The organism is Desulfomonile tiedjei DSM 6799 (assembly GCF_000266945.1).
Lineage (GTDB): Bacteria > Desulfobacterota > Desulfomonilia > Desulfomonilales > Desulfomonilaceae > Desulfomonile > Desulfomonile tiedjei.
In genome coordinates this window covers 460606-485936 of record NC_018025.1, presented here as the reverse complement: position 1 = coordinate 485936, position 25331 = coordinate 460606, and the positions used below count along the sequence as shown (strand labels likewise).

Annotated in this window: 20 protein-coding genes; 5 read left to right on the top strand and 15 right to left on the bottom strand. The window is 50.9% G+C overall.

Annotated features, from left to right (window positions below; genetic code table 11):
* Positions 1–40: 40 nt before the first annotated feature.
* The 7 genes from DESTI_RS02080 to DESTI_RS02050 form a co-directional block, all read right to left on the bottom strand.
* The gene (locus DESTI_RS02080; protein ID WP_014808309.1) at positions 41–907 is read right to left on the bottom strand and encodes an FAD binding domain-containing protein; all 867 of its coding nucleotides are present in this window, start codon (positions 905–907) and stop codon (positions 41–43) included.
* Entirely contained in the window at positions 904–1374 is a 471-nt protein-coding gene (locus DESTI_RS02075) for a (2Fe-2S)-binding protein (RefSeq protein ID WP_014808308.1), read from the bottom strand. Before DESTI_RS02075 ends, DESTI_RS02080 begins: the two co-directional genes overlap by 4 nt.
* A gap of 396 nt (positions 1375–1770) precedes the next feature.
* On the bottom strand, positions 1771–3252 hold the full coding sequence (locus DESTI_RS02070) for an aldehyde dehydrogenase family protein (RefSeq protein ID WP_014808307.1): 1482 nt from the start codon (positions 3250–3252) through the stop codon (positions 1771–1773).
* A 191-nt stretch (positions 3253–3443) separates the two neighbouring features.
* Positions 3444–4757 carry a TRAP transporter large permease gene (locus DESTI_RS02065; protein ID WP_014808306.1) on the bottom strand — a complete coding sequence of 438 codons (1314 nt, stop codon included), beginning with the start codon at positions 4755–4757 and terminating at the stop codon, positions 3444–3446.
* Entirely contained in the window at positions 4754–5233 is a 480-nt protein-coding gene (locus DESTI_RS02060; protein WP_014808305.1) for a TRAP transporter small permease subunit, read from the bottom strand. Before DESTI_RS02060 ends, DESTI_RS02065 begins: the two co-directional genes overlap by 4 nt.
* 143 nt (positions 5234–5376) lie before the next feature.
* Positions 5377–6441 carry a TRAP transporter substrate-binding protein gene (locus DESTI_RS02055; RefSeq protein ID WP_014808304.1) on the bottom strand — a complete coding sequence of 355 codons (1065 nt, stop codon included), beginning with the start codon at positions 6439–6441 and terminating at the stop codon, positions 5377–5379.
* A gap of 264 nt (positions 6442–6705) precedes the next feature.
* Positions 6706–7257, bottom strand: a complete 552-nt coding sequence (locus DESTI_RS02050) for a helix-turn-helix domain-containing protein (protein WP_014808303.1) — start codon at positions 7255–7257, stop codon at positions 6706–6708.
* A gap of 710 nt (positions 7258–7967) precedes the next feature.
* Here DESTI_RS02050 and DESTI_RS28290 point away from each other — a divergent pair.
* Together DESTI_RS28290 and DESTI_RS02035 are read left to right on the top strand one after the other, a co-directional pair.
* Positions 7968–10124 (top strand): sigma 54-interacting transcriptional regulator, encoded by a 2157-nt coding sequence (locus DESTI_RS28290; protein ID WP_014808302.1) that lies wholly within the window; start codon positions 7968–7970, stop codon positions 10122–10124.
* A 255-nt stretch (positions 10125–10379) separates the two neighbouring features.
* Positions 10380–10634, top strand: coding sequence for a hypothetical protein (locus tag DESTI_RS02035; RefSeq protein WP_014808301.1), 255 nt, complete (start codon positions 10380–10382; stop codon positions 10632–10634).
* 482 nt (positions 10635–11116) lie between these two features.
* Here DESTI_RS02035 and DESTI_RS02030 read toward each other — a convergent pair whose 3' ends face one another.
* From DESTI_RS02030 to rplU, 5 genes are all read right to left on the bottom strand, one after another.
* Entirely contained in the window at positions 11117–11743 is a 627-nt protein-coding gene (locus tag DESTI_RS02030) for a DedA family protein (RefSeq protein WP_014808300.1), read from the bottom strand.
* 155 nt (positions 11744–11898) lie between these two features.
* Positions 11899–13086, bottom strand: a complete 1188-nt coding sequence (gene proB, locus DESTI_RS02025; RefSeq protein WP_014808299.1) for a glutamate 5-kinase — start codon at positions 13084–13086, stop codon at positions 11899–11901.
* Positions 13083–14096, bottom strand: coding sequence for a GTPase ObgE (gene obgE, locus DESTI_RS02020; RefSeq protein WP_014808298.1), 1014 nt, complete (start codon positions 14094–14096; stop codon positions 13083–13085). Before obgE ends, proB begins: the two co-directional genes overlap by 4 nt.
* A gap of 130 nt (positions 14097–14226) precedes the next feature.
* Positions 14227–14505, bottom strand: a complete 279-nt coding sequence (gene rpmA, locus DESTI_RS02015; protein ID WP_014808297.1) for a 50S ribosomal protein L27 — start codon at positions 14503–14505, stop codon at positions 14227–14229.
* 78 nt (positions 14506–14583) lie between these two features.
* Complete coding sequence (gene rplU, locus DESTI_RS02010; protein ID WP_014808296.1) at positions 14584–14919, bottom strand: 50S ribosomal protein L21; 336 nt, start codon at positions 14917–14919, stop codon at positions 14584–14586.
* A gap of 288 nt (positions 14920–15207) precedes the next feature.
* Between rplU and rplM the strand changes: the two genes are divergently transcribed.
* The gene (gene rplM / locus DESTI_RS02005; protein ID WP_014808295.1) at positions 15208–15636 is read left to right on the top strand and encodes a 50S ribosomal protein L13; all 429 of its coding nucleotides are present in this window, start codon (positions 15208–15210) and stop codon (positions 15634–15636) included.
* Between the two features lie 15 nt (positions 15637–15651).
* The gene (gene rpsI / locus DESTI_RS02000) at positions 15652–16044 is read left to right on the top strand and encodes a 30S ribosomal protein S9 (protein ID WP_014808294.1); all 393 of its coding nucleotides are present in this window, start codon (positions 15652–15654) and stop codon (positions 16042–16044) included.
* A 75-nt stretch (positions 16045–16119) separates the two neighbouring features.
* Here the strand turns inward: rpsI and DESTI_RS01995 are convergent, their stop codons facing one another.
* Positions 16120–16896: an SIR2 family NAD-dependent protein deacylase gene (locus tag DESTI_RS01995; protein ID WP_014808293.1), complete on the bottom strand. Its 777-nt coding sequence runs from the start codon at positions 16894–16896 to the stop codon at positions 16120–16122.
* 1240 nt (positions 16897–18136) lie between these two features.
* Positions 18137–20386 (bottom strand): sigma 54-interacting transcriptional regulator, encoded by a 2250-nt coding sequence (locus DESTI_RS28285; RefSeq protein WP_014808291.1) that lies wholly within the window; start codon positions 20384–20386, stop codon positions 18137–18139.
* Positions 20387–21007: 621 nt separating this feature from the next.
* Here DESTI_RS28285 and DESTI_RS01975 point away from each other — a divergent pair.
* Complete coding sequence (locus tag DESTI_RS01975) at positions 21008–23650, top strand: PEP/pyruvate-binding domain-containing protein (protein ID WP_014808290.1); 2643 nt, start codon at positions 21008–21010, stop codon at positions 23648–23650.
* Between the two features lie 415 nt (positions 23651–24065).
* Here DESTI_RS01975 and DESTI_RS01970 read toward each other — a convergent pair whose 3' ends face one another.
* A complete protein-coding gene (locus tag DESTI_RS01970) occupies positions 24066–25127 on the bottom strand; it encodes a CgeB family protein (RefSeq protein WP_014808289.1) in 1062 nt (353 codons plus the stop codon).
* Positions 25128–25331: the final 204 nt, after the last annotated feature.

The following is a 25331-nucleotide window of genomic DNA, read 5'->3' as shown; positions in this document are numbered from 1 at the left end:
CCGAGTTTACAGTATGGCGGTCAAAAGTACTAGCCCTTTATTACAGGTAGGGCCGAAAAACGTCAGTGATGGTCTTCAGGACCAGACCCTCAACGGCCGGTTTCTTGTATTCCGTGGACGATCGAACACCACTCTTGCGAATCATCTCGCGTGTCACTAGTTCCGCGGCTTCCTTGATGAGCCGAATCGAAGGGATTTGCCCGACGAGATGCGCCTCCGCTTCACTCAAGCGACAAGGGCGTGGCGTTATCGATCCCACTGACAAACGGAAGTCGATCACTTTACCTTCAGAGCTTTGACATGAAAGCACCGCTGCATTGGCCCGCGCTATGGATAGAGCTTTTCGTCGCGCTATTCGCTGAAAACTGAAACGATACGTCGAAGGCATCAGGTCGACGAGAAATCCTAAAATGATTTCTCCAGGCTCCAGGGTGGTCGTATACGGACCGGTTACAACTTGGGCCAGTGTGAGCACTCTTTGTGATGCAAGGCTTTGTACCAGGACTCTGGCATTATGCACCATGAGTGCCGGAACACTGTCCGCAGCCGGTGAAGCGTTCGCAACATTACCGCCAAGGGTTCCCGCGTTTCGAATTTGAACGCTTCCTATACAACGACATGCCGCTCCTAAAACAGGAGCGTGTTTTGCTATAAGTGGATTTCGGATCAGTTCCGTGAATGTCAGCGCTGCTCCCAATAAGAGCGCACCATCGGCCAATTCCACAGCTTTGGCTTCAGGAAGCCGCGAGATATCCACCACACAATCCTTGTTCAACTCTCCTTTACGGATTGTAATCGACAAATCCGTTCCACCCGCAATTACGGCAGCCCGTTCGCCCTGTTCCGCGAGACAGGAAAGCGCCTCATTAAGAGAATTCGGCCGAATATAGCGGAAACTCGATCTCATCGGGATTCTCGTTTTTCAGCGGCGGCTTCCACTGCTTCAACAACTTGCACGTACCCGGTGCAACGACACAGATTGCCTGAGAGCGCTTCGACAACACTATCGCGATCCGGGTTGGGATTCTCGTCCAGGAGCGCTCGTGCCGACAGCAACATCCCCGGTGTACAAAATCCGCACTGAATAGCACCGTGCTCTATGAACTCTTTCTGGAGAATATCCATCTTTTCCTGGTGCATGAGACCTTCGACAGTCTTAACATTTCTACCATCAAGCTGTGCTGCCAACATGAGGCACGAGTTGACCGCAAGCCCATCCACCAGGATCGTGCAAGCACCGCATTCACCAATGCCGCAGCCTTCTTTGGCACCTTTCAAATGGAACCGGTCCCGCAGCACCATAAGCGCGGAATCCTCCGGATTAACCTCGATTGAAACTTCTTTTCCATTGAGTTGAAAACTAATCTTCAGCATACTGCCGTCCGTTTTGTACATTCCGTCTTGCGCGTTATATCGAAGCTGCTACCTTGAGGTAGCTTGTGATAGTCAAAAGCTGAACCTTGCCCCTTCAGAAAAGGGGTGTTAACGAAAATTGGGAGAAACCGTTCTCGTAGCCACGCGTCTCGCTGTCTGCGGGATGCCTGCCCGTCCCGGATGACCGGCACGGAGGCCGGTCGCTACCGGGCATCCACAAGGGATGCCCCTACCTGATCCGCCGGAGCGGGAACAGCTCACGTAGGATGTGATGAGCGAATCGAATCGCATCGGTCGCGAAAGACCTCGATTGGTGCGGTTCACCCGCGCGGATCGCGGGTTCACCGCACCTACACTGGCTACAAGGTCAAATAAGCTTAGGTCAATGCCTAGGACTTACACCCACCGTGCCGTTACGGTTTTCTCGTCCAGGAAAAGCCTCATGGAAGCCATTCTGCTCTTTGCGCCTCCGAAAAAGGATTTCCGTTTGGATCCCAGAGGGAAAAAGGCAAAGGGTTGGGGAACTCCCACATTGATCCCCACGTTTCCAACATTCACTTCTCTGGCGAATTTCCGGGCATTTCGACCGCTCTCCGTCATGATGCATGCGGAATGGCCCAGATCGGTCTTGGTGTTTATCCATTCGATCACCTGATCCAGGCTTTCTGCACGGATAAGGGCTGCGACGGCACCGAATGCTTCTTCCTTGGCAACTTCCATATCCGGGTGCACATTCTCGATAATGGTCGGAGCCATGAAGAAACCCTTTTTCAATTCACCGGGAAGAATCCGGCCATCCTGAACCATCGTGGCTCCTTCGGCTAAAGCGCGTTGTACCCATGCATCCACTTTGTCTCTTCCGCCGGCAGTGCAGTAAGGTCCCATGGCCGTTGATTCATCAAGGCCGTATCCCAGTTTCATGGCCCTTGCCTCTGCTGTGAATTGCTTCTTTAACTCATCATAGATGTCGCCGACGACAACCACGTTGTCCGATCCCAGACAACGCTGACCGGTCATCCCGAAACAGCCCTGCCTCAGATAAGGAGCGATCGCATTGACATTTGCGTCCGGCATAATCACAACCGTATTCTTGCCGTTGCCGTTAATGGATGAGTTTTTGCCAAGCTCTCCGCACAATTTGAAAAGCTCCCAGCCTGCGTGTGTCGAGCCAATGAACCCGAGACCCTGGATTTCCGGCTGTCGGAGTATGTACTTGTTGATCTCTCTGCCACCGTGGATCAGGTTGATTGCCCCGTTCGGCCATCCTGCTTCCAATGCGGCTCTCGCAACATATTCTGCTGCTACGGGATCCTGCCTGCTGGGGCTAACCACGACGGAACACCCTGCGGCGAGAGCATACGGGACAAACGAAGACCATGCGTGCATGGGAATATTTCCCGGAGTGACGATGAGAAACGCGCCCATAGGCTCCCAGGTCAGCCACATGTCGATCCCGTTCGCGAGAGCGTCCATGTGCTCATTGCGTGAAGCAAGACCGTACGCTGCGGAGCAGGCAGATTCGATGTTCTCGATGACTCTCCGCACCGACCCGATGGATTCCTTTATGGTTCTGCCGTGATCCTGAGTGAGAACGCGTGTCAACTCATCAAATCGCTCTTCAAATCGCTGGCGCATGTCGAACAGCATCTTTGCCCGTTCACGCAAGGGGATTTTTTTCATGGCCTCGAACCCGCGTTGCGCTGCTTCGACAGCCGCCCGGGCCTCTTCCGTGGTGGCAGTGGGAAATTCAGCGATGACTTCGCCAGTGGCAGGATTGACGGTCTCATGAACCAGGGTCGATTTGGATTCCACCCATTCCCCGTCAATGAGCAATTTCAGCTTTCCGTAATGCCTCTTCACCTCAGGTAATAGAGCCATAAGCTTCTCTCTCCTTTTCTCATTCCTGAGAGGGCAACCTCAGGACCATGTTAAGTATATTTTTATTTGTTAAGTATCTCTTAATGTCTCTTCTTGTCAAGCGATTTCAGGGAATTTTTCACATCTCTTCTATAGTGAATGGATTCCCGTTCCTATCAGGGAATCTCTAGCAGTGATACGCTCCAATGCTCCTATTTTCCCATCATTTTCGGTAGCACCAGCGCAATGTTGGGGTATATGGTCAAGATGACGGCAACAACGATTATTGCACCAAGGAACGGCGCAGTCCCTTTGATTATGGTTTCCAACCTCACGCCTTTTGCAACTCCTGCAACCGTGAAGAGATTGAGTCCCATTGGAGGAGTGATCAATCCTGCTTCCATCATGAGGACCGCGACGACACCGAACCAGATGGGATCGAAATGCAGTGCCAAAACTATTGGAAACACCACCGGCAGAGTGAGAACCATCATGGAAATCGCGTCCAGAAAGCATCCAAGTATTACATATATGAGGATTATCATTGCAAGAATCACATAACGTGAGACATCAAAGCTCGTGACCCAGTTGGCAGCTTGCACGGGAATTGTGGAGAGTGCCATGAAGGTGCTGAACACGTTCGCGCCGGCGACCAGCATCAAGACCATCACCGAAATGCGGATTGAGCCGGTCAGGGAACCGAACAGGGCGGGCCAGGTGAGCTTCCTTTTTACTGCGGCTACGATGAGCAAAATCGTTGCACCGATGGCTCCTGCTTCGTCAGGAGTGAAGAAGCCGGTGTAAATGCCTCCGATAACAAACAGGAATATGAAAAGAGGTTCTTTAACTCCGTTTAATGCAATGAGCTTCTCTTTCCAGGTCACGGGTTCCACATCTCTCGGAGCGGCTTGGGGATAAAGCACGGCCCACAAGACACAAATCGACGCATATGCTCCAGCGAGGAGAAGTCCGGGCAAAACACCGGAAATCAATAGCTTACCTATTGATTGCTCCGTGAGCATCCCGTACACGACAAAACCGATACCGGGCGGTATGAGGAAACCGAGTGTTCCTCCAGCCGCCACACTACCGGTTGAGAGCTTCGGATCGTATTTGAAGCGTTCCATTTCAGGAAGTGCGACTGTTCCCATTGCCGCGGCAGTTGCGACGGACGAGCCCGACACTGCAGCAAAAGCACCGCACGCGCCGATGGTTGCAACAGCCAATCCGCCCGGCACTTTACGGGTCCATTTATCAAACGACGTATAGAGATCCCGAGTCATTCCCGAACTGCCAGCGAGAGATCCCATGATCACAAACAACGGAATCACGGTATAAGGATAAAATGAGGCCACTTCCCACATGGTACTCGCGGTGGCGGCAACTGCGGGTTCAAATGCGCACAGGATGTAAAGACCTATGAATCCCACAAACATCATGGCGAAGGCTATGTGCATGCCTAGGAATATGAGTATGAAAACACTCACAGAGCCCAATATGCCTATCATTACAGGATCTACGATCATTCAGCCAACCTCCGCACGGAATCTACGAGATCGAAGAAGAACTCAAGGAGCAAGAAAAAAGCTCCGACAGCAACCAACATGCGAAACGGCCACTGGGGAATGCGCAACATGTCGGAAACTTGTGTATTCTCCAGAGAAAGAACCACTCCTTGCCAGCACAATATTGCTACAATGGACATGCTCATGAGCGTCGTGATGATAGTAACGATTGTCCCCAGTTTCTCCGGCAAACGTTCGACAAGAAACGTAACTCGCACATGATCTCTCATTTGCTGAGCATAGGCTAATCCGAGGAGGACCAGGATCGACAGCATCAAACTGGAGAGTTCAAATGCTCCCGGAATCGTTCGTGAAAAAAGATCCCGATAGGTTGCGTCTGCAGAAGTCAGCAGCATCATAGGAAAGATAAACACCATGCCCACATAACCAAGCACTCTCGTGGCAGTCTGGATGACATCACGTATTCTGGTATACATTGTTGCCTCGGTTGTTCTTCGTAATTTCTTGCCCGCAGCCTTTACCGACTATCGACCTCATCAGCGAAGTGGATGCCCGGTCATTCTTTCTTGTGAACCGAATGACCGGACAGGTAAACGTAAAACCTTTTCTGACGTAAGAGTTACTTTTTCTGGGCCCATTCAGGGGGAAAGGCAACGCACTTGGTACCGTGTTCTTCTGCAATCTTGTTGTACATGATTACCGCTTCTTTTGCCGGGTGCCCCTGTTTTTCCAGATCGGCTGCCCATTTTTTCGTAGCTTCCTGGAATTCCTTAAACCACTTCGCTTCCTGGTCGGGCGGCAGATCGTAAATGTTTGCGCCTTTTGCCTTAAGTTCTTCCATCATCTGGGCGTACGTCTTCTTCCCCAACCCATGGGTAGTGGCGAACGGATTGCCGACCACTTCCATGATTATCTTCTGGAGGTCCGGAGGGGTTTTGTCCCAGGTTTTCTGGTTCATTACGACGCCTTCCGAAACACAACCGAAGGTGGCTTTCACCGCATGTTTGGCTACTTCATGAAGTTTGAATGCAAGAATAAGCGGCGGGCAGGTGACCAGACCGTCTATGGTTCCGGTATCCATCGCCATATAAACATCACCCAACGGCATGAATACGGGTTCAGCGCCAAGAGCTTTGATGTAAGCAGTCTGCATTCCACCCGGGGACCTGATTTTCATACCCTTCAGATCTTCCAGGCTGCGCACGGGTTTGGTTGTCCACAGGAACGCTTGAATACACCCATTGAGTTCGAGCACTTTTACATCCTGAAATTCTTTGTTCAGGATTTCCTTATTCATAGCATTACCGATATCTGTGGCAAGCTCCTTGCCGTCTACCCATGCAGCCAAAGAGAGCACGTCGGTCATTGGAAATCGGCCGGGCGTCCATGTCGCGGTAAAGTAGCCCATATCCGAAAGACCTTTTTTCACGATATCGAAATGTTCGGGACCCTTACCCAGAGCTCCACCTGCGTATAGGGTGTATGTGATGCGTCCGTTGCTTCTCTTCTTAAGCTCTTCCAGCATTGGAGTCCAGACCGTCGTCACTTCACGGCTTGCAGGCGGATGCCAGGTGCTAAATTTGAGATGGATGGTTCCACCTTCCGCTGCTGTGGCCGGACCACTTCCAATGAGCAATATGCTCGCAATTGCCAGAGCGCACGCCAACAACATGGTTCTCTTCATGATGTCCGTTCCTCCATTGGGGATAGGTCCATCTGCGGGATTTTGAGATGAACCTGTGTTCAGGGGCTGCACATTTAAGCAGACCGCGGTTTTGATGCATGTCGATTATGATCGATATCGGATCGCTTCCATAACGTCAAAACAAAATTTCATTACCGCCTGGAGCCAATTTCTTGAATCCAGCGCGGTCACGTAGTTGCAAGCTGCAAAAGGATGGCGTGACATCCCATGTTGTCGATCGGCTAGCTGAAGAGCCGATCCTCGTTAAAAGGTCGGCGGACTTATTACCCAGACCACAACAGTCTCTGTCGTTCCCGGATTTGTCCATTTATGAGGTAATGACGAAGTATGGTAAAAACTCTCGTTTTCGTTAACCCGGTGAATGGCGCCGTCCAATTCGATTTCCAGTTGCCCTTTAAGCACAATCCCGAATTCTTCCCCCACGTGAGCGTACGAACCGTGGGAACCGCCACCGGGCTGGATCACCGTGTAAAAAGGATGCATGCGTTTGTCCTTGGGATCGGTAACGAGCGACCAGATTTTTGCGTTCCACATGTTCAATGAAATCAAGGTGCGCTGGTCAGGCCGAAGGACCACATCATCCGTAATTGAATCGAGAAAAAAATCGCTTATCTTTGCTTGAAGGGCATCGGCGATCTTTTTCAGACTCGCAATTGAAGGGGACACTTTCCCGTGTTCGATCTGTGACAGGTATGCACTGGTGCACCCAACTTTTTCCGCTAGCTGCTTGAGCGTTTGCTTGTTACTCTGACGCCGGGCCTTTATCTTGACCCCGATTTCTACTTCAAGAGGCATACGAAACTCATGAGAGGGGTTAATTATTTATTAATAAAAAAAGTATATGCTAATCAAAATCCGAGTCAAGGGTTTTTTGATCGTACATTTTTGTAGTGTTCAAGCAGTGTTAGCAGGACTTCACCGTCGGTGTTCCCACCGCAAAACGCGTAATTCCATCATATAAGTTGAAATCGAATGAGCTACCTGCAGGTGCGAAGTCTGATCTTGGACCTCTCTTAACGGAAAAAATGTGACCCACCTTGATTTTTTGCACCGCGCCAGGAGCCCGGCCATCGGACAGAAAAGGAACGTCGGGACGAGACGGGGTTGTTTGCGTACAAGAAGTAGAGTAAAGATCAAAAACCAGGACGTCGCGTTTCTCGGCAGAGTGCCGGAAGGCAAGAAACGGATGTTCCGATAATCTGCGCTTTGAAAGATCGACGGTTGATAATTCGAGAAGAATTCCTGTTCTCGGAAAAAGCCGGAATGGTCGGTAACACATGTTCCGTCGCGGCACAATGACTCTTAATTGATTCTCCGTAATGTGGACGTCTCAGAAGACCTCAAAGGGATCGATTCCCATGCGGCCGATTGATCGAGGAGATCGTTCCAAAGATTAAGATCTGCGACTTCAACGTATCTGCAACAATTCCTGTTGATTCGACGAAGAGAGCGGTGCTGCAGCAGGCAACGACAACCGCGCTATTCGTCTTTGTGGAGAAGTGGTCTTGGAAGAGAAGGACAAAAAAATTGAGAAGCTGACGAAAGAAATCGAGGAAATGCGTCGGCTGCTGGAAGCGAAGACAATAACTGAAGTTCACCCCGAATTCGATAAGAGTGAATTCATGGAAAAGGGAAGATATCGACAGGCAGTCGTATTTTCACCGAATCCTCTCTTTACGTTGGATAAAGATGGTCGGATCTTGTTCTGCAACAAATCGTGCGAAGATCTCATAGGCTATCAACTGAGCGAAGTGTCGGGCAAACGGTTCGGTTCGAGGTTCCTGGAAGGCGACTCGGCGAAACGACTGGCTGATGCGGTGACGAGAGTTTTCAGAGGAGAAATGTGCCCGAGGATTCAGCTTGAAGTGCGAAGGAAGGACGGCCAAATCCGTCACACTTTGTCCCGCGCGTACCCCATTTATTCGCCCGACAACAAAGTGGAAGAATGCGCAATAGCAAACGCGGATATAACGGAACTCAAAATTGCGCAGCAAGCGTTGGAGGAGAGTGAGGAACGATACCGCGCTCTGTCCGATTCGTCGTTTGAGGGAATCGTGATTACGAGAGACGGGATCATTATCGATGCCAACGAGAATCTAACGGCAATGTCAGGATATGAGCTGGCCGAAGTGACTGGGATGCGCGTGACTGAACTCATTGCGAAGGAGCATTCAAGTGAAACGCTCAACAATATCTTGGCAGATGAAAGCAAAAGCTACGAATTGACGGCAGTAAAGAAAGATGGCGTCATGGTCCCTATAGAAGTTCGGGGCAAAACGATCCCTTATAAAGGCTCGTCAGCCAGGGTCTCCGCGATCCTGGACATAACGGAAAGAAAACGCGCCGAGCAGGCGTTACGTGATAACGAGCAGAGATTGCAGGCGATTTTCGAAAGCGCCCGTGATTGCATTTTCATCAAGGACCGGGATCTCCGGTACCTTCATGTGAATCCTGCGATGGCTCGTCTCTTGGGACTTCCTGCTTCCAGCATCATCGGCCGCAGATCTGAAGAAATCTTCGGACAATCCGCAGGGAGACATATTCGCGCAGTGGAGACCAGAGTCCTCAACGGAGAATCAATCGAAGAAGAACATACGAGACCCGTCAACGGTGAACCCATGACTTTCCTGGACACTCTGGTACCTTTGCGGGATTCAAAAGGCGAACTTTACGGTATATGCGGAATATCCAGAGACATAACCGAGCGAAGAAGGATTTCGCCTTCGTTGTCCGACGGATCGTGGAAGTATCTATCAGCCGCCATGGAGTCGGTCATGGAGAAAGCGGCTCACATTGCCGCAAGAGAAGGAATAATCCTCCTTTTAGGCGAGAGCGGAACAGGCAAGGATCACCTGGCCCGTTGGATTCACGATCGTTCGAGACGTTCAGGAAACCCGTTCTTTTCGGTGAACTGTGCGGCATTACCCCAGGATCTTGCCGAGTCCGAGCTGTTCGGACACGAATCCGGGGCATTCACCGGTGCGAAAAACCGTAAAAGAGGACTCCTGGAATTGGCGGAAGGGGGGACCCTCCTTCTGAACGAGATTGGGGAACTCTCCCCCGTACTTCAAGCAAAGCTCCTGAGCTTTCTGGACACGCGGTCCTTCCTTAGAGTTGGCGGAGAGAAGAGTGTGCGCGTTGATGCACGAATCATAGCAGCCACTCACAGGAACCTGGAAAAGGAGGTCTCGGAAGGAAGGTTTCTTCAGCCACTGTATTACAGGTTAAATGTGTTCTCCATCACCATTCCCCCTCTTCGAGAGAGATTGGAGGACATTCCGGTTCTGGTGGAAGCGATTGTGTCCAAAATCACGTCTGAAATGCATATGACCGAAACGCCGGTAATAGACGCTGCCATGATCCGGGACTTGAGTCGGTACGATTGGCCGGGAAACGTGAGAGAACTGCGCAACGTGCTCGAACGTGCCTTGATGCTCTGGGACAGCGGCGGTCTGGAACCCTCGGTTCCTATACGCGAAGCGCTCTCAGGTGATTGGTTTTTTTGCGTGAAATCCTGCCCGGGAAAAACTCTTCACGAGTTGACCGAAGATTTCCGCAGATCGCTGTGCCTCGAAATGATAAGGCGGCTGGGGAACAAGAAAGAAGCGGCTCTCGCGCTGGGGATATCGAGAGATTCCATTTACAGATACATCAATTCATGATGGTGCGTCGGCATCCTCGGACGCAGAGCGGTCGTGTGTCATGAGATTCTGACGCCAAAATAGCTGTTTTTGAGGCTGTGTCAGCAGACGCTGACATACGGCCATCACCTCTGCAGCAGCGCTTCCTTACGACTCCACGCCTGGTAGATTTAATAATCAATAAAAACAATAGCTAACAAAGTTGTCAATCTCAAACGAAATTGTGGCACAGCGCTTGCCTTTTACTGCGGTAAATTCCAACAAGGAGAAGCTGTTATGAAAAAAGCATTTCTCATAATAATGCTGGCAGTGATTACCGCTTTGATGACTGGCATAGCGATGGCTGGAAGCTTTTATGTAGTCAAGAACGCTACAGGCCAGGTTGCAGTGGTCGACTATACCACGGGTCCCGAGTGGGTGAAAGTTGACGGTCCGTACGGGACCGCAGATGCTGCGAAGCGAGCAGGTGGAATCGGAACGGTTTACGGCTCGGGACCGAAAAACATGCTCATCCCCAGAAGAGCAGAATAATACCTCAAACCCTCCCCTGAGCCTGGTTTCCCGGCAAATTAGCCCGTGGAAGCCAAGCTTCCTCTGGTTGATACCTATTCGCTTTTAAGCAGTAAATCTGGGGAAACCCTTCTTGTAAGAAGTGTTTCCCCAAACCCCTTCCCAAGAACTTTTAGCATTTGGCTTATAGCGGTTATCGAAAGTCTTGACGGAATCCAATGCCTGCAATGAGAAGAATCAGTAGCGCCGGCGTCCCTGCCGGTGAGAACTTATTGATTTGTTTGGTGAATTGTTCGCTGGCACGGAGGCCGGCGCTACCAATTGCTGGGAACTGCTCTTCACAATCCGTGATTACTTTCGAGAATCGGTATAAGTCATAGTTTTTCCATAGGAAAAACTATGACTTAAGCAAGTGTTGAAAATTTTTTGGAGGAGCTTGAGGAACCTTTTCTTACAAAAAAGGTTCCTCAAATATTACTTCTTTAAAAGCGAATAGGTATTAATCATTCGGGATTAGCGATGGCGGGGACTCTGGAGCGCTTTACGTGCATGATCACGAAGCACACTCCCGCTATAGCCAATACTATTACAGCGATAATGTCCACTTCGTGGGAGTATTGCTGAACAAGAGTCCAATTTTGACGGAGTTTGTAACCGCACAAGAGGAGGAACGTGTTCCAGATAGTTGCACCGATCAGAGTGTACAGGCAGAAAGGAAGCAGCCGCATTTTGCCAAGGCCTGCAGGGATGGATATCAGATGCCTCACCACAGGTATGAACCGGCTTGCCAGAATCGTCCATGAGCCGTGCTTCGCGAACCAACGCTCGGTCCATTCCAGATGCTCCCGGTTGAGAAGCAAATACTTGCCGACACTGAGCACGAGAGGCCTGCCCCCCAGATATCCCATATAATACGACAGCAACGACCCGACAATGGAACCTATGGATGTGGCGAGAATCGAAGCCTCAAGCGTGAACTTGCCCTCGGCAGCGAGAAATCCCACGAACGGCATGACCAGCTCACTGGGAACCGGAGCAACCATGCTCTCTAGAGCCATGAGAAAGCCCGCACCCCAATACCCTAACTTCTCAATTATGTACGTGAAATATACCGCCAAAAACTCAACCATATCTGCATTACCTCACAAGAAATATTAATGATTATAACCCCATTTTACAAGAAACTCAACCTCGCGCAATCCATTCGGACATCCAAACAGTGATCCGGGAAAAAGGTCTCAAGCCCCGGAGGGGGCATTCATCGGATTCTGTACTTCAGTGAAGGTTACCCATTTGGAATCTTCTTTGACAAGAAGGGCTTCCCCGAAATGGCTTCGCTTTGATTCAGCACGACGAGATTGTCTGCGTGGATAGCCTCGTCATTTCTCCGGTATCCGAGGATCCAGTCTATTTCGGCGGTCTGTCGGCCCAATATTTTATGCATTTCATCGGAGGAATAGTTCACCAGTCCCACGGCAAGTTTTTGTCCAATAGTATCGACAACATGGACGGATGCACCGTGTTCGAATTCCCCGCGGACTTCGATCACTCCAATAGGAAGGAGACTTTTGCCTGCCCGAGTGATTGCCGCTGCAGCTCCCTGGTCCACGATCAATTCGCCTTCAGGTTCCAGGTTGTAGCGTATCCAGTGTTTGCGAGCGGAAATGGTCTCCTTCGCGGGCATGATGAGCGTCCCGCACAGATCCGCTTCCATAGCTTTTTTCACGATGTGAGGGATCTTACCGCATGCGATTATCATGGGAATACCCGATAAACGAACCTTTGCGGCTGCCTCCATTTTTGAGGCCATTCCCCCTCGACCTACTCCCGAGGAAGTGTCTCCTGCCAGATTTTTGATCTCCGGGGTGAGATCCTCTACGAGAGAAATGAGGCACGCTTCCGGATTGGTCCGTGGATCGCAATCCATGAAGCCTTCTATATCGGTGAGTGTCAGAAGAAGATTCGTGTCGGCCAGTGTGGCTACCAGAGCAGAGAGATTGTCGTTGTCTCCGAATTTGATTTCATCCACAACCACGGTATCATTCTCGTTCACGATGGGGACAACCCCTAGCGAAAGTAATGTAGTGAGCGTATTTCTCGCATTCAAGTAGCGCCGTCTGTGGGTCAGGTCATCCTTTGTAAGCAGCATTTGCCCGACCTTCACCCCATGCCGGTCAAAGGCTTCTTCGTAAGCAGCCATCAACCGGCTCTGGCCGACGGATGCTGCAGCCTGCTTTTGAGGGATTGTTCGCGCTCCACCCTTGAGTCCCAGGCGCTTCACTCCCGCTGCGACTGCACCGGAAGAAACGACGATGAATTCCTTGCCCTGAGCTTTGAACTCACAAATGTCGTCCACTATGCTCTGGATGATTCCTCGATCCAGGCCCTTCTTGGAGGTGACGACACTCGATCCGAGCTTCAGGACTACTCGACGGACACATGAAAGAACTTCTTTTCGTACGGTTGCGTTCATTCCTGCTCACGAGTCTTCTTTAGCAGCTTTCCGGCATGTCGCAGCAGATCCTTTACTCCAGTTCCGGTGGCTGCCGAAATCAAATGAACCGAGAGTCCCAGATGTTCCAGTTCATTCTTAAGGTCTTCGGCCGGACCGGCGTTCTCAGGGAGATCCATTTTGGTCACCACCGCGATCATGGGCAGCTTTACCAAATCCTTCCGGTAAGAAGCAAGCTCATTCATGACAATGTGAAAGCGTTCCAACGGCGTGGGGGTGAGTAGCGGAGAAGGGTCCACCAGGTGCAATAATACCCGGGTACGCTCGATGTGGCGGAGGAACCGATCTCCCATTCCTGCGCCTTTGTGCGCGTCTTCAATCAGCCCGGGTATATCGGCCATGACAAAATCGCGGCCACCGGGGCCGCGCACCACTCCTAAACCGGGGACTTTCGTGGTAAACGGGTAATCCGCGATCTTCGGTGTGGCGTTGCTCACTCGCGAGAGAAGCGTGGATTTTCCGCTGTTCGGCAATCCTACGAGTCCAATATCCGCGATGAGCTTTAATTCCAGAAGGAGTGACCGTTCTTCCCCGGGCTGCCCTTCTTCAAAACGTCTTGGAGCTCTGTTTCGTGATGTTGCAAACCGCGCATTGCCGCGTCCGCCTCGGCCTCCCCGGACTGCCAGGAGCGTACTCCCGGGTCGATCCAAATCTGCGAGAAGCTCGCCGGTAGTATCATCTTTGACAAGAGTGCCCACCGGCACCCGAATCACGAGATCCGGAGCAGCCCGGCCGTGTTGATCTTTTCCTTTTCCATGCGTGCCGTTCCGCGCTCTGTACAGTTGTTGATATTGACAGTCCAGAAGGGTATTGAGAGACTCGTCAGCCACGAGCAGGACGTCCCCGCCCTTCCCTCCATCACCGCCGTCCGGACCGCCCTTCGGAACGTACGCCTCCCTTCGGAAACTCAGACAGCCCCGGCCGCCTGTTCCCGCAAGGACGGTAATACGCGTTTGATCTACAAATTTCAAAATGGAGTTGCTGCGAGCGGAAAATCGGTGGTGATTTCAGAGGTGAGGCTTCGGACTATTTCGGCTTGATATCGCGTCCGGAGTACTTCTGTTCATGCGCAGCAAGTACATCCGGAACCACGAGCAATTGCTATTCTGCCGCTGAAGCTTCCACGGAAACCGGTAAAATGGTCACTCGTTTCCGGTCGCGGTCCTTTCGTTCGTATTTTACGATCCCGTCAATTTTGGCGAATAGAGTATAGTCCCGTCCCATTCCGACGTTCTCTCCGGGATGTATGCTTGTCCCTTTTTGTCGGACCAGGATATTGCCGGCCCTGACGAGCTGCCCGGCGAAGCGTTTCACTCCAAGGCGCTGACCGGGACTGTCCCGACCGTTCCTAGAGCTTCCTCCTGCCTTTTTGTGGGCCATAGTACATTCCTCCTGTCCTTAATGAGTGAGAGTTTTCCGAAATCCCGGAGTTCTCGAAAGTAGCAAATATGTAAAATATTAGCTGGTAGCTTCCATAGCGGTACCGGTCATTATGGATTCGATTTTGAGCAGAGTGTACCACTGTCTGTGACCTTGTTTCTTCTTGAAGGCATGTCGCCGCTTCTTCTTGAAGACCAAAATCTTGCGGTCTCTTGCAGTTCTCATTATGGTAGCCTTGACTGCGGCATCGGCCACGAGTGGTTTTCCCAGACTGATCGTATCGGCGCTGCCGATTGCGAGCACCTGATCCAGAGTAACTTCCGACCCGGGATCGCCTGCGATCTTTTCGACTTTAAGATGATCTCCCGACTGAACCTTGTATTGTTTTCCGCCGGTTTGCACAATGGCGTACATGTGAAGCCCTCCTGAACAATAACAAGCCATTAAACCATTGCTTTGCGAACCTGTCAAGCCAAATACGCAAAAATGTGGAATCTTGTATCGGGAGCCGCATAGCTGAATCTTACACAAACGTGGTAATCATTCAGGTATGCGGGGAAAAGGTTTCTTCAGGCCCTTCCAGGGAACAAAATTCCTAGCTCCCGCTCGTTTCTGAATGATTGCCAAATGTGCTCGTTTTCCCTTGACAGAAGACAAGGGGCCTGCTAAAAATTAGTGTTTACACGTGTGGAGAGGTGCTACATGAAGACCTGGACCCCCAAAAAAGGGGAAGTAGAAAAAAAGTGGTTCGTTATAGACGCCAAGGACAAAGTGCTCGGAAGAGTCGCAGCGGAAACCGCCAGAATCCTCAGGGGAAAGCATAAGCCTACGTTTGCTCCTCATATGGATACCGGTGATTTCGTCATCATCGTGAATGCTGCACAGGTGCGCCTTACCGGGAAAAAACTGAGCCAGAAAACCTATTATACCCATAGTGGATATCCCGGAGGCATAAAGGCCACCAAGGCCGAAAAAATGCTCAAGGAAAAACCGGACCGTGTCTTGAGGCACGCAGTGCGCGGCATGCTCCCGAAAAATACCATCGGACGCGCCCAGCTCACGAAGCTCAAGATCTACGCGGAAGGGACTCATCCACACATTGCCCAGCAACCGGAAACATACGAGATTTAATCCTGGAGAATCAACATGAGTGAGGATCGCTTCTACGCGACAGGAAAACGAAAAAACGCCATAGCGAGAGTATGGATCAAGCCGGGTAACGGAAGCATCGTTGTAAACGAGCGTCCCCTGGACACGTACTTCGGCCGCCAAACCTCCCGCATGGTCATACTGCAGCCATTTGAACTCACGCAGACTGTGGGTCGTTTCGACCTAGTGGCAAGTGTGCATGGCGGAGGACTTTCAGGGCAGGCGGGAGCCATCAAACATGGTTTGAGCAAAGCATTACTCAGCGTCGACCCGTCTTTCAGATCGATCCTCAAGAGCGCAGGATTTCTGACCCGCGATTCACGAGTAAAAGAGCGCAAAAAATACGGGAAACGGGCTGCAAGAGCGAGTTTCCAGTTCTCCAAACGTTAATCGTACAGCACTTCGAAACATGGATATGTCCCCGGAGACGTTTCGTCTCCGGGCTTTCTTGCTGTACGAAAAACTCTACTTATTGTACTCTTCCATCAAAGCCTGCAGTATCGGTCCCGCATTTCCAAGCAGAATTTCGTCCATATAGTCATCGAAGGGGGTGGCGGAAAGATTCACCAGGATCAGTTTGGCCCCTCGTCGTTTTGCCTCCAGGGGAAGCATTGCAGCGGGCTGTACCACGAGTGACGATCCCACGGTTAAAAACAGATCGCAATTTCGGGAATGATCGAAAGAAGCTTCCAGGACATCTGAAGGGAGAGCCTGACCGAACGCGATGGTCGCGCATTTCAGAGGCCCTCCGCAATGTTTGCAGTACGGCACCTCCACACCTTCACGGTCCATCTCGTCAGTAATGTGCTCTCTGGGCCAACGGCGATGGCAATCCAGGCACGTGACTTCCAACACGGTTCCATGCAGTTCGTAAATTTTTTCGGGTGAACTCCCCGCCTTGTGGTGAAGCCCGTCTATATTTTGCGTTATCAGCGCGAGAAGCTTACCGCTCTTCTCGAGGTCCACGATAGCCTTGTGAGCCGGGTTGGGAACGGCATCCCTCATGGCAGGGTACCTGGACCGGTCGTATTCCCAGTACAGCTTTCGATATTTTTCATGGGAAAGAAAGCGTTGATACGTCAGGTCATCTGGATTGTACCTGGACCATATCCCTCCAGGGGACCGGAAATCAGGGATCCCCGATTCAGTGGAAATTCCTGCGCCCGTAAAGACGACTATTTTTTCTGCTTCGCGCATCATTCGGGCGGCGTTTTTCAGATTTTTATCGGAAATATCGTGCATGTTCTTCTCCTGATTGCCAAAATTAGTGTCCGATTGAAGATTAGGGATTGTTGGTGGGTGCCGTGCCTCCGTGCCGGCACACATTCAATATAATCAATGATATCGATAGAATGGGCCGGCAGGGACGCCGGCCCCCACTAGTACCTTGTTTTATACTGATTCTCAAAAGTAATCGCGAATTGCGAAGAGCGATTCCTCGAATTTGGATAGGGGTAGGAACGACCGGTTACCCGGCGCTCCCCCCTCCGAACCGTACGTGCGGATCTCCCGCATACGGCTCTCCAGTCGGTGGTTCACCCCCGAGGGGACTGACTAACCACGCAGAGGATGCAGACGAGAGAACATCCAGATGTGGCGAAAGACTCGAAGCCTTCTCCTCCATTACAGAGGTAGCCAGCGTGCGGTGTCAGCGTAATACACGGTTAGTCCATCTGATAGCAGCGGATGTCTCCGGCGGTCTAGGCCAAACGGCCACTCGATACCGGTGTATATTCCGCGTTTCTGACTGTTGCGCACCCACCTTCCTGCCTCCCTTTGCTCCTCGCCCATTACGGCGTCTCAACGCTACTATGGAGGCTCTGACTTCTGTGTGTGTCTCTCCCGCACACAGATCTCCCTGCTTCACGTACTCAACCGTCCAGACCATTCCGTCCCCAACCACCTGGTGGCCCTCTGTCATCGCTTTTACACCTTACCCATCAGCTCGACAGATCTCCCGCACTGGTACTTCGGCAACTCAATGCCTTCCCAACCACGGGTCTAGGCTTCGCCATAGGCTAGCAGGCTCGCCGAAACCACCCGGCCGAAACAGGTTCGTTATCCTACGGACTGGTCGTTCACCTCCTGTTGCTCTCCACCCCGCCTCACGACGACGCAGTTACAGTCGGTTACAGGCCGGAGAAGGTATACCTGGAGAGGACTTGCACCTCTCTGATCAAGTACGCTCACAGGCGCACTAGCCACCGGCCTCCGTGCCGGTGGACAATATGCAAACAAATCAACTAGTTTTGCCCGGCAGGGACGCCGGGCGCTACTGATACTCTTCAGTGCTGGTATCGGATTGCTTCAAAACTTTTGAGAAACACTATAGAGCACGGGATAAATGTCGGAGTTCTTGACAATCTCCAATAGAGACAACGTAAGGTGCTGGTGAACGAAACGAACCACATCGCTCATGGATATTGATGGTTTCATGCGAGCAACACGAAGTGACGCGTATAGGATTTGGCGGGGGTTGGGACTATTCGTCACCGAGGCCGTAGACTTTCATATAATGTTTCAGCGAATACCTGGTAATCCCCAGAAGACGAGCGGCTTCTTGCCTTTTCCCCTTGGATCTGCGAAGTGCCTCAAGGACCATGGCTTTTCGGAAGTCGTTCGTCAGATCCTGGAGTGATCTTTTCTTGGGGAAGCTGACCGCATACGTCCAGTCTTCTTCCTGGGAATACAGTCCAACAGTGGAAAGACTTATTTTTTCGTGTTTGGACAATATGGCGGCTCGCTCCAGGACGTTTCTCAATTCTCGGACGTTACCCGGCCAGTGGTACTTTGCCAGGCTGGCCATAGTGTGTTCATCCAGAGTGGGAATTTCCGGTAGCCTGATCTCCCGTGCTATGTCTTCCAGGATTTCTTTCACCAGGATGGAAAGATCCTCCATACGTTTTCTCAAAGGAGGAAGGCAAATAGAGAGCACGTTCAGCCGAAAAAACAGGTCGCCTCTGAAGCGTCCTGCCTGCACCTCTTGACGGAGATCTCTGTTGGTTGCGGCAAGAAGTCTTGCATTGATACTGATGTTTTTTTCGCCGCCGACTCGGGTAAAAGAGCGAGTGTCAAGAAAGGTCAAGAGTTTTGCCTGGAGCAGGAGCGAGAGTTCTCCGATTTCGTTCAGCAGCAGTGTTCCGCCGTCCGCGAGTTCCAGGAGGCCGCGCTTTTTTCGCACAGCTCCGGTAAAAGCTCCAGCTTCATGACCGAACAGCTCTGATTCTGCCAATTCAGAGCTGACTGCAGCGCAGTTAATGGAGAAAAACGGACCAAAGGCTCTCCGCGAATTATCATGGATGAACTTGGCCATATAATCTTTGCCGGTCCCCGTTTCTCCTGTGAGAAGGACCGTACTGTCCGTTACCGCCGCCTGAAGCGCCAAGCTCAAGGCCGACCTCATGCTCGCGGAGGGATAATCCGGCGCTGCAACCCTGTTTCTCCCCGAACCGCCTCGGAATTTTTCTTCCGCCATTTGGCGGTCCGTTATGTCTCGTGTTATCCCGCAGAGACCGATGATATTGCCGTAGTTATCCCTCATCGGCGCTTCGATCATGTGGAATGTGGTCTTCATACCTTTCATGGGAAAGGTTACGATTTCATCAACAATCTCGCCGTTCAAGACCCGCAGCTCAACGTCCTTCATCAAGTCATCATTTTCCCTGCCGAAAAGTTCCGTAGCGGTTCGGCCTATGATGCGAGAAGCCGGCAATTCAAGAATTCTTTCCATGGCCGGATTCACGTGCGTATATCTTAGCTCCGAGTCTTTGATGAATATGATGTCGGGGGTATTTTCGAAGAGAGCCCGAAAACGTTCTTCCGTTTCACGCAGAGCATGTTCCGCGCTGATACGAGCAGTCAAATCACGCTTTATCAGCCAGAACGACTCCAGCATAGTATTTCTGAATCCTGCAATCAGATCGATTTCAAAACGCCGGAGTCCCTGATCTTTCGAAAACTCACTTGTTTCAGAGGATAAGAAAGAACAGTGGTTTCGTACCCATCTCATGAAAAGCCGTTCAAAATCGCTTTCCACTGGTACGAATCTCCGGAGCCGAACGCCTCTCAATTCTTCAATGCCACTGAATCCGTGAAGTCTGCCGAACTGGTCGTTTCCTCCGGAAACTTCAGCATTCATGATGGACGCAAGGAGTTCGGCTTCAGGCAGTTTCCTGGGGACCGGTTCGCTCAGCACGAATTCGGCTATACCGGCAGGGAAGATGTTGAAGAGTTTCCTGAATTTTTCATTGAGAAAGAGACGTTCCCGTTCAAGGGTCAAATCTTCCACGAGCAGGAGAAGCAGCCTTCCTTCTCCCAGTCTTACCGAACGAAGATGAGCACGAACCCACCGGTCGACATTTGCTATACGGAGAGTGCCGACCCAGGATTCCATTTTCCTGTGACGATAAACCCTCTCAAAACACTGCTGGGCTTCTTGAGAATCAGGGAACAGATCTGAATAGGATTGTCCTATTATCCTGTGGTAATTGGGAGTAAAACGGGCACACCCTTCATTGGCGAACAGTATCCGAGTTGCGCTGTCTATTAAAATGGCGGGAAGAGGCAGAGCCTGCAGCAATTTACCAAAGGAAGTCCGATGAACTTCCCTGATACGGAAGCTGCCCGAAGCGGTCACCTCCTTCGTGAACAGGTTGGTCAGGCCGGAGGAGGTATCCGTTCGATGCGTATCTTCTTCGTCTGTCCTGAATATAGGTTCGCTCTCTTCGTCCATTTTCAACCTTCACACAACTCTTAGCACAATGATAGTCTCGATCTCTGAACCGTGTCAACGAAAGCTTTCGAAAAAGACTGATTTAAATAGTGTTTCTTTCATTCCGGGATTGTTGGTAGGCGACAGAACTACTTCCAGGAGCCGTTTTCCTAGCAGTACGACTTTGTGAACCTTTTTGGCTAGTGGATTGTGCAATTGCTGGATATTCGAACCGAAATTTTGGATTTGTCAACTGACACGGACTTGCAGTCAAGATAGTTCTCATTGAGGCGGTAACACTGATCCGCTCTCTTTGCCGGAATGATGGGGGCTAAAACTCGCTCCTGGCAAGCGCCTGAAGGATGTCTTGCCGATTTACATTTTGAAAAAGTGAGGATTTCTGGACCGAATCAACAGGCTTCCTTCGTGTCCATTTTCTTTACAGGATGTAAAAAACGCGCAGAATATCGATGGGAAAAACGAACGGAGGCCGCACAGTAAGAAACACGATTATGAGGTGGGTCTGAAAGAAGCACAAGCATTCGCAAAGAGAAATCTTGTGGTAATTACTCCACTGATTTAAGGTACAATTATTGCTTCTCATTCGACCTGCAGAAGAACGCCGGTTCAATATGGGGAGACATGACCAGAATCCTCAAGAGTTTTCTCAAAAAGCTGAAGGAGTGGCGATTCGGAGACTCGGCCGATTCTCGGGAAAAAGTCGCCAGACTCTTTCGGTTCAGATATGCCTGCTTTAAGGATCTCCTGGCCTCAAACACTGAAATGCTGACCATTATCACCGACTTCGAGCTGAAACTCCGAGGGCAGGAAGTCTTCGGCATGTCCTACATACGTTCTCAGGCAAGCCGGGCAGTATTTCATACATTGAAGATGGTGAAGGCGCTTGACGACCTTTCGGGCCATATTTATCCGATGCTGTTCGACAGAGTCGAAAGCATCAATGTGGCGATTAAAGAAGAATTGGGTAAAAGAAAAGAATTGCCCGTATCCACCTGGATTCTGCCTTATTCACACATTTCCAAGGAAATGGTCGACTGGGTTGGCGGGAAAAACGCGAATCTTGGAGAATTGCGGAATAAAGTCGGCCTTTCCGTACCAGAAGGATTTGCGATAACCACCAGAGCTTACCAATTTTTCCTCGAACAAAACGACCTCATAGACGAAATTAACAGAATGCGCATGGATCTGGATCCTCAGGACCCTGCGGCAGTGAATGTCGTAAGCGAACAGATCCAGCGACTTATCATCACCGCCGGCATTCCCGAGGAGTTGAAGGATGCAATCCTTTCAGCATATGCTGACATGGCGCAACAAATTTCGAAATCCCGGGGGTATCCCGTAGAACCGAAAGTTGCTCTGAGAAGCAGTGCCATCGGAGAAGACAGCGAACTATCCTATGCAGGCCAGTATCTTTCGGTCCTGAACGTTCCCCGGGAGAAAATTCTGGACACTTATAAGCTGATATTGGCAAGCCTGTACACTCCTCGCGCCATCTCTTACCGTCTCAATAAAGGCATGCGTGATGAAGACATCGCTATGAGTGTAGCATGCATAGAAATGGTGGAATCGGTTGCCAGCGGTGTCATGTTTACGTTGGACCCGAGCAACCCTACTGACGACAACATTCTCATTCAAGCGGTGTGGGGACTCGGACCGTATGCAGTAGACGGGATCATAACTCCTGATACCTACCGAGTAGCAAAGAATAACGGATTTTCTGTCGAGGAATCGAACATTTCTCACAAACCTGTTCAGCTCGTCTCCGATGAGGGCACCGGGCTGAAGGAAATAGCGGTCGAAGTCGGAAAACAAAATGAACCATGCCTGAGTTCCGAGCAGATCAAGGCTCTAGCACAATACGGACTGCGCCTGGAGAAGCATTACAAGTATCCTCAAGACGTGGAATGGGCAGTGGATTCCCAGCGGAATCTCTTCGTATTGCAGACACGTCCGCTACATTTGGAAACGGTCCAAAGTGACGGGGCAACCGGAATTCCTGTTGTCGAGGGCTATCCCATCATCATCGAAGGGGGTGCAACAGCTTTCCCGGGAATAGGATTCGGCCGGGTTTTCCAGGTGGAATCAGATGACGATCTGATACACTTTCCTGAAGACGGCGTGCTCGTTGCAAAGCACTCATCGCCACAGTTCGTTATTGTCATGCGGAAAGCTCGCGCCATTGTGACCGATGCTGGGAGCATCACGGGGCATATGGCCTCGCTCGCACGAGAATTCGGCGTTCCCACCATTTTGGGCGCAAAGGATGCAACCAAGAACATGAAGATAGGAACTGAAGTGACCGTGGATGCTTATTCAGCACGAGTGTATTCCGGAATAGTGTCAGAGTTGAAAAACCTGAGTGTCACAAGAGAATCCGCAATGAAGGAAACGCCGGTATATGAGACATTGCGAAGGGTCGCCGATTGGATAGTTCCCCTGGATCTGGTCAATCCACGCGCTCTGAATTTCAGACCCGAATATTGCCGAACACTGCACGATGTAATGCGATTCGTCCATGAACTTTCTTATCAGGAGATGTTCAAGATCAGTGATGCTGTTTCCGATACGGAAGGCGCTGGTGCTCTCAGACTCAGGGCACCGATTCCTCTCGATCTGCGTTTGATAGATCTCGGTGGGGGTTTGGCCGAAATTTCCGAATATGCCTTCTGGGTCAATGTGGATGAAATCACTTCCGTACCGTTCAACGCTCTTTTAAAGGGCATGTTGCATGAAGACCTCAGATTCCAGGGGCCGCGGCCCATCGATCTCGGTGGATTCTTTTCCGTGGTTCGGGAACAAATGCTTACGACAAATCCTGTGGAACGTTTTGGTGACCGGAGTTACGCGATCATATCCGATAATTACCTGAATTTTAGCTCCCGTATCGGCTATCACTATAGTGTTCTGGATGCTTACGCGTGCGATGCGGTGAACAAGAATTACATCACCTTTTCTTTCAAGGGTGGGGCAGCGGACGACGTGCGCAGAAACCGACGCGTCCGAGCAATAGCTTCCATTTTCGATCAACTCGGATTTATGGTGGAAGTGCGGGAAGACCGGGTGGACGCGAGATTCTACAAATACGAGTTGGAAATTATTCTCGACAGACTCGACAGTATAGGCAGATTGCTCCAGTACACGCGACAGATGGACATGCTCATGCAGAATGAAGAAAGCGTGACGAAATTGGCTCAGAATTTCCTGCTAGGCAACTACAGTTTAGAGGAAGATTTCTCTCCCGATCTCAAACAGCGCAATAATTGAAATTATAGCAGTTGCCAAAATTAGTGACCGATTGAACATAAGAATATTGGTGGGTGCCGTGCCTCCGTGCCGGCACATCTTCAATATGATCAATGATATCGATAGAATGGGCCGACAGGGAGAGACTGTCTCAAAATTTACAAATTGACAAGAAATCGTGCCACGATTCGCCATCTTCGATAGGGGTAGGCCTAGCGCCTACCCTTAATTTGGGCGGACACGAGGCCCGCCCCTACAATCAAGCCAGCAGGGACCATGAGAATTTCGTGCCACGACCTGAGATAAATTTGGACTTTTGCGACAGTTTCGGAACGCCGGTCCCCACCAGTATCTTGCGTTGAAGCATGAGATAAACGTCGAAATTTTTGGCAATCGATATATTACCATTCTAATATTCGACAGAAGCTTCGATCTTTCACAGACCCAATATCGATTCCACCTGTAAAGCACGATGGTGATAGGTGTGATGTGCAAGTATTCTCTCCCGGGCTGCTCGACCGATTTCTTTTGCCGTATCAGGTGCGAGAGTCTCAAGATGAGCGATTACTCCTTCTGAGCCGTTTGCAAGCAGCACTTCGGTCCCGGGCTCCAGAAAATCCTCGATTCCCGGCCATGTATCTGTAATAATACATGCACCTGCGCCTGCAGCCTCAAATACCCGTGTTGGAGGAGAGAATCCGAATTTTGCCATGCTTTCACGGTTGATATTAAGCACTGCCAGGCATGAGCTGTTCAGCACGTTGTGATCTCTCGTGTACACGTGGCCGAGATATCGAATATTTGGGGTCATGGATTTGTCGTCCCATCCACTCCCACCCAGGCTGAAGGTTCGCTCGGGCAGTTTCGATGCCGGAACCAGGAAAAATTCTTCCACACGCGCTTCCCGGTCCGGCAGCCTGTTCCCGATAAACGTGAGGTCAGCGGCAAAACGCGGGTCAGGATTTTCCGGGAAATGGGTGCTCGGATCCAATGCATTGTACACGGGAATGCATTCAGCGGCGCCGAGTGCGCAAAATGCGCTGACCACGGAATACCCTCCGCCGTACGTGAGTATGAGATCGAACCGCGGAACGAGAGACTTGAGTGGGTCGGCGGGATTGTTTTCTAACCTCTCCAGAGTCGCCGGTGCATCCACATCCCAGTAGATGACAGAAACGCCGGGTTTCTTCAGTTTCACCACTTCCGATTCAAGAAGCTCGTCAAACACTCCCACTCCACTGGCCTTCACGATGAAGTCCGCGCTCCGGGCCTGTTCCAGTGCCTTGAAAACCCCATCCTCTGTAGCCGGATAAACCACTATACGTGCCCACTCAGGATCGTCCATGTCCCGGTGCTTCTGACGATCGTACGCATCAGGCTCGAAGAAAGTTGTTTCGTGCCCTTTCTTGCCAAGGGCACGTATAATACCGCGATAATAAGTCGCAGCCCCGTTCCAGTATGCAGAAACCAGGCTGGAACCGAAAAAAGCTAACTGCATATGCTTGTCCTCAAGCTAATACTAATGTGCTTTCATAGAGAGAATTTTGAGAAATCTGTTGTTTGCCGGGACCGGATTTGCTCCCGCCGGTGGCGGGATTACTTCTTTGAACGCACATTCGTATAACACCAATTCGCTTCTATGAACCCAATTTTGGCCGGCACGGAGGCCGGCCACTACCGGCTGATGGTGAGATCCGGCGTC

What these genes read in the sequence shown, in the direction of transcription:
- proB (WP_014808299.1), bottom strand. Translation starts at nt 13,086, where the DNA reads ATGAACGCAACCGTACGAAAAGAAGTTCTTTCATGTGTCCGTCGAGTA.
- DESTI_RS02050 (WP_014808303.1), bottom strand. Translation starts at nt 7,257, where the DNA reads ATGCCTCTTGAAGTAGAAATCGGGGTCAAGATAAAGGCCCGGCGTCAG.
- DESTI_RS02080 (WP_014808309.1), bottom strand. Translation starts at nt 907, where the DNA reads ATGAGATCGAGTTTCCGCTATATTCGGCCGAATTCTCTTAATGAGGCG.
- DESTI_RS28285 (WP_014808291.1), bottom strand. Translation starts at nt 20,386, where the DNA reads ATGGACGAAGAGAGCGAACCTATATTCAGGACAGACGAAGAAGATACG.
- rplU (WP_014808296.1), bottom strand. Translation starts at nt 14,919, where the DNA reads ATGTACGCCATTGTGCAAACCGGCGGAAAACAATACAAGGTTCAGTCG.
- rpsI (WP_014808294.1), top strand. Translation starts at nt 15,652, where the DNA reads ATGAGTGAGGATCGCTTCTACGCGACAGGAAAACGAAAAAACGCCATA.
- DESTI_RS02030 (WP_014808300.1), bottom strand. Translation starts at nt 11,743, where the DNA reads ATGGTTGAGTTTTTGGCGGTATATTTCACGTACATAATTGAGAAGTTA.
- DESTI_RS02060 (WP_014808305.1), bottom strand. Translation starts at nt 5,233, where the DNA reads ATGTATACCAGAATACGTGATGTCATCCAGACTGCCACGAGAGTGCTT.
- DESTI_RS02035 (WP_014808301.1), top strand. Translation starts at nt 10,380, where the DNA reads ATGAAAAAAGCATTTCTCATAATAATGCTGGCAGTGATTACCGCTTTG.
- DESTI_RS01995 (WP_014808293.1), bottom strand. Translation starts at nt 16,896, where the DNA reads ATGCACGATATTTCCGATAAAAATCTGAAAAACGCCGCCCGAATGATG.
- DESTI_RS01975 (WP_014808290.1), top strand. Translation starts at nt 21,008, where the DNA reads ATGACCAGAATCCTCAAGAGTTTTCTCAAAAAGCTGAAGGAGTGGCGA.
- DESTI_RS02075 (WP_014808308.1), bottom strand. Translation starts at nt 1,374, where the DNA reads ATGCTGAAGATTAGTTTTCAACTCAATGGAAAAGAAGTTTCAATCGAG.
- DESTI_RS01970 (WP_014808289.1), bottom strand. Translation starts at nt 25,127, where the DNA reads ATGCAGTTAGCTTTTTTCGGTTCCAGCCTGGTTTCTGCATACTGGAAC.
- DESTI_RS02070 (WP_014808307.1), bottom strand. Translation starts at nt 3,252, where the DNA reads ATGGCTCTATTACCTGAGGTGAAGAGGCATTACGGAAAGCTGAAATTG.
- rplM (WP_014808295.1), top strand. Translation starts at nt 15,208, where the DNA reads ATGAAGACCTGGACCCCCAAAAAAGGGGAAGTAGAAAAAAAGTGGTTC.
- DESTI_RS02055 (WP_014808304.1), bottom strand. Translation starts at nt 6,441, where the DNA reads ATGAAGAGAACCATGTTGTTGGCGTGCGCTCTGGCAATTGCGAGCATA.
- DESTI_RS02065 (WP_014808306.1), bottom strand. Translation starts at nt 4,757, where the DNA reads ATGATCGTAGATCCTGTAATGATAGGCATATTGGGCTCTGTGAGTGTT.
- rpmA (WP_014808297.1), bottom strand. Translation starts at nt 14,505, where the DNA reads ATGGCCCACAAAAAGGCAGGAGGAAGCTCTAGGAACGGTCGGGACAGT.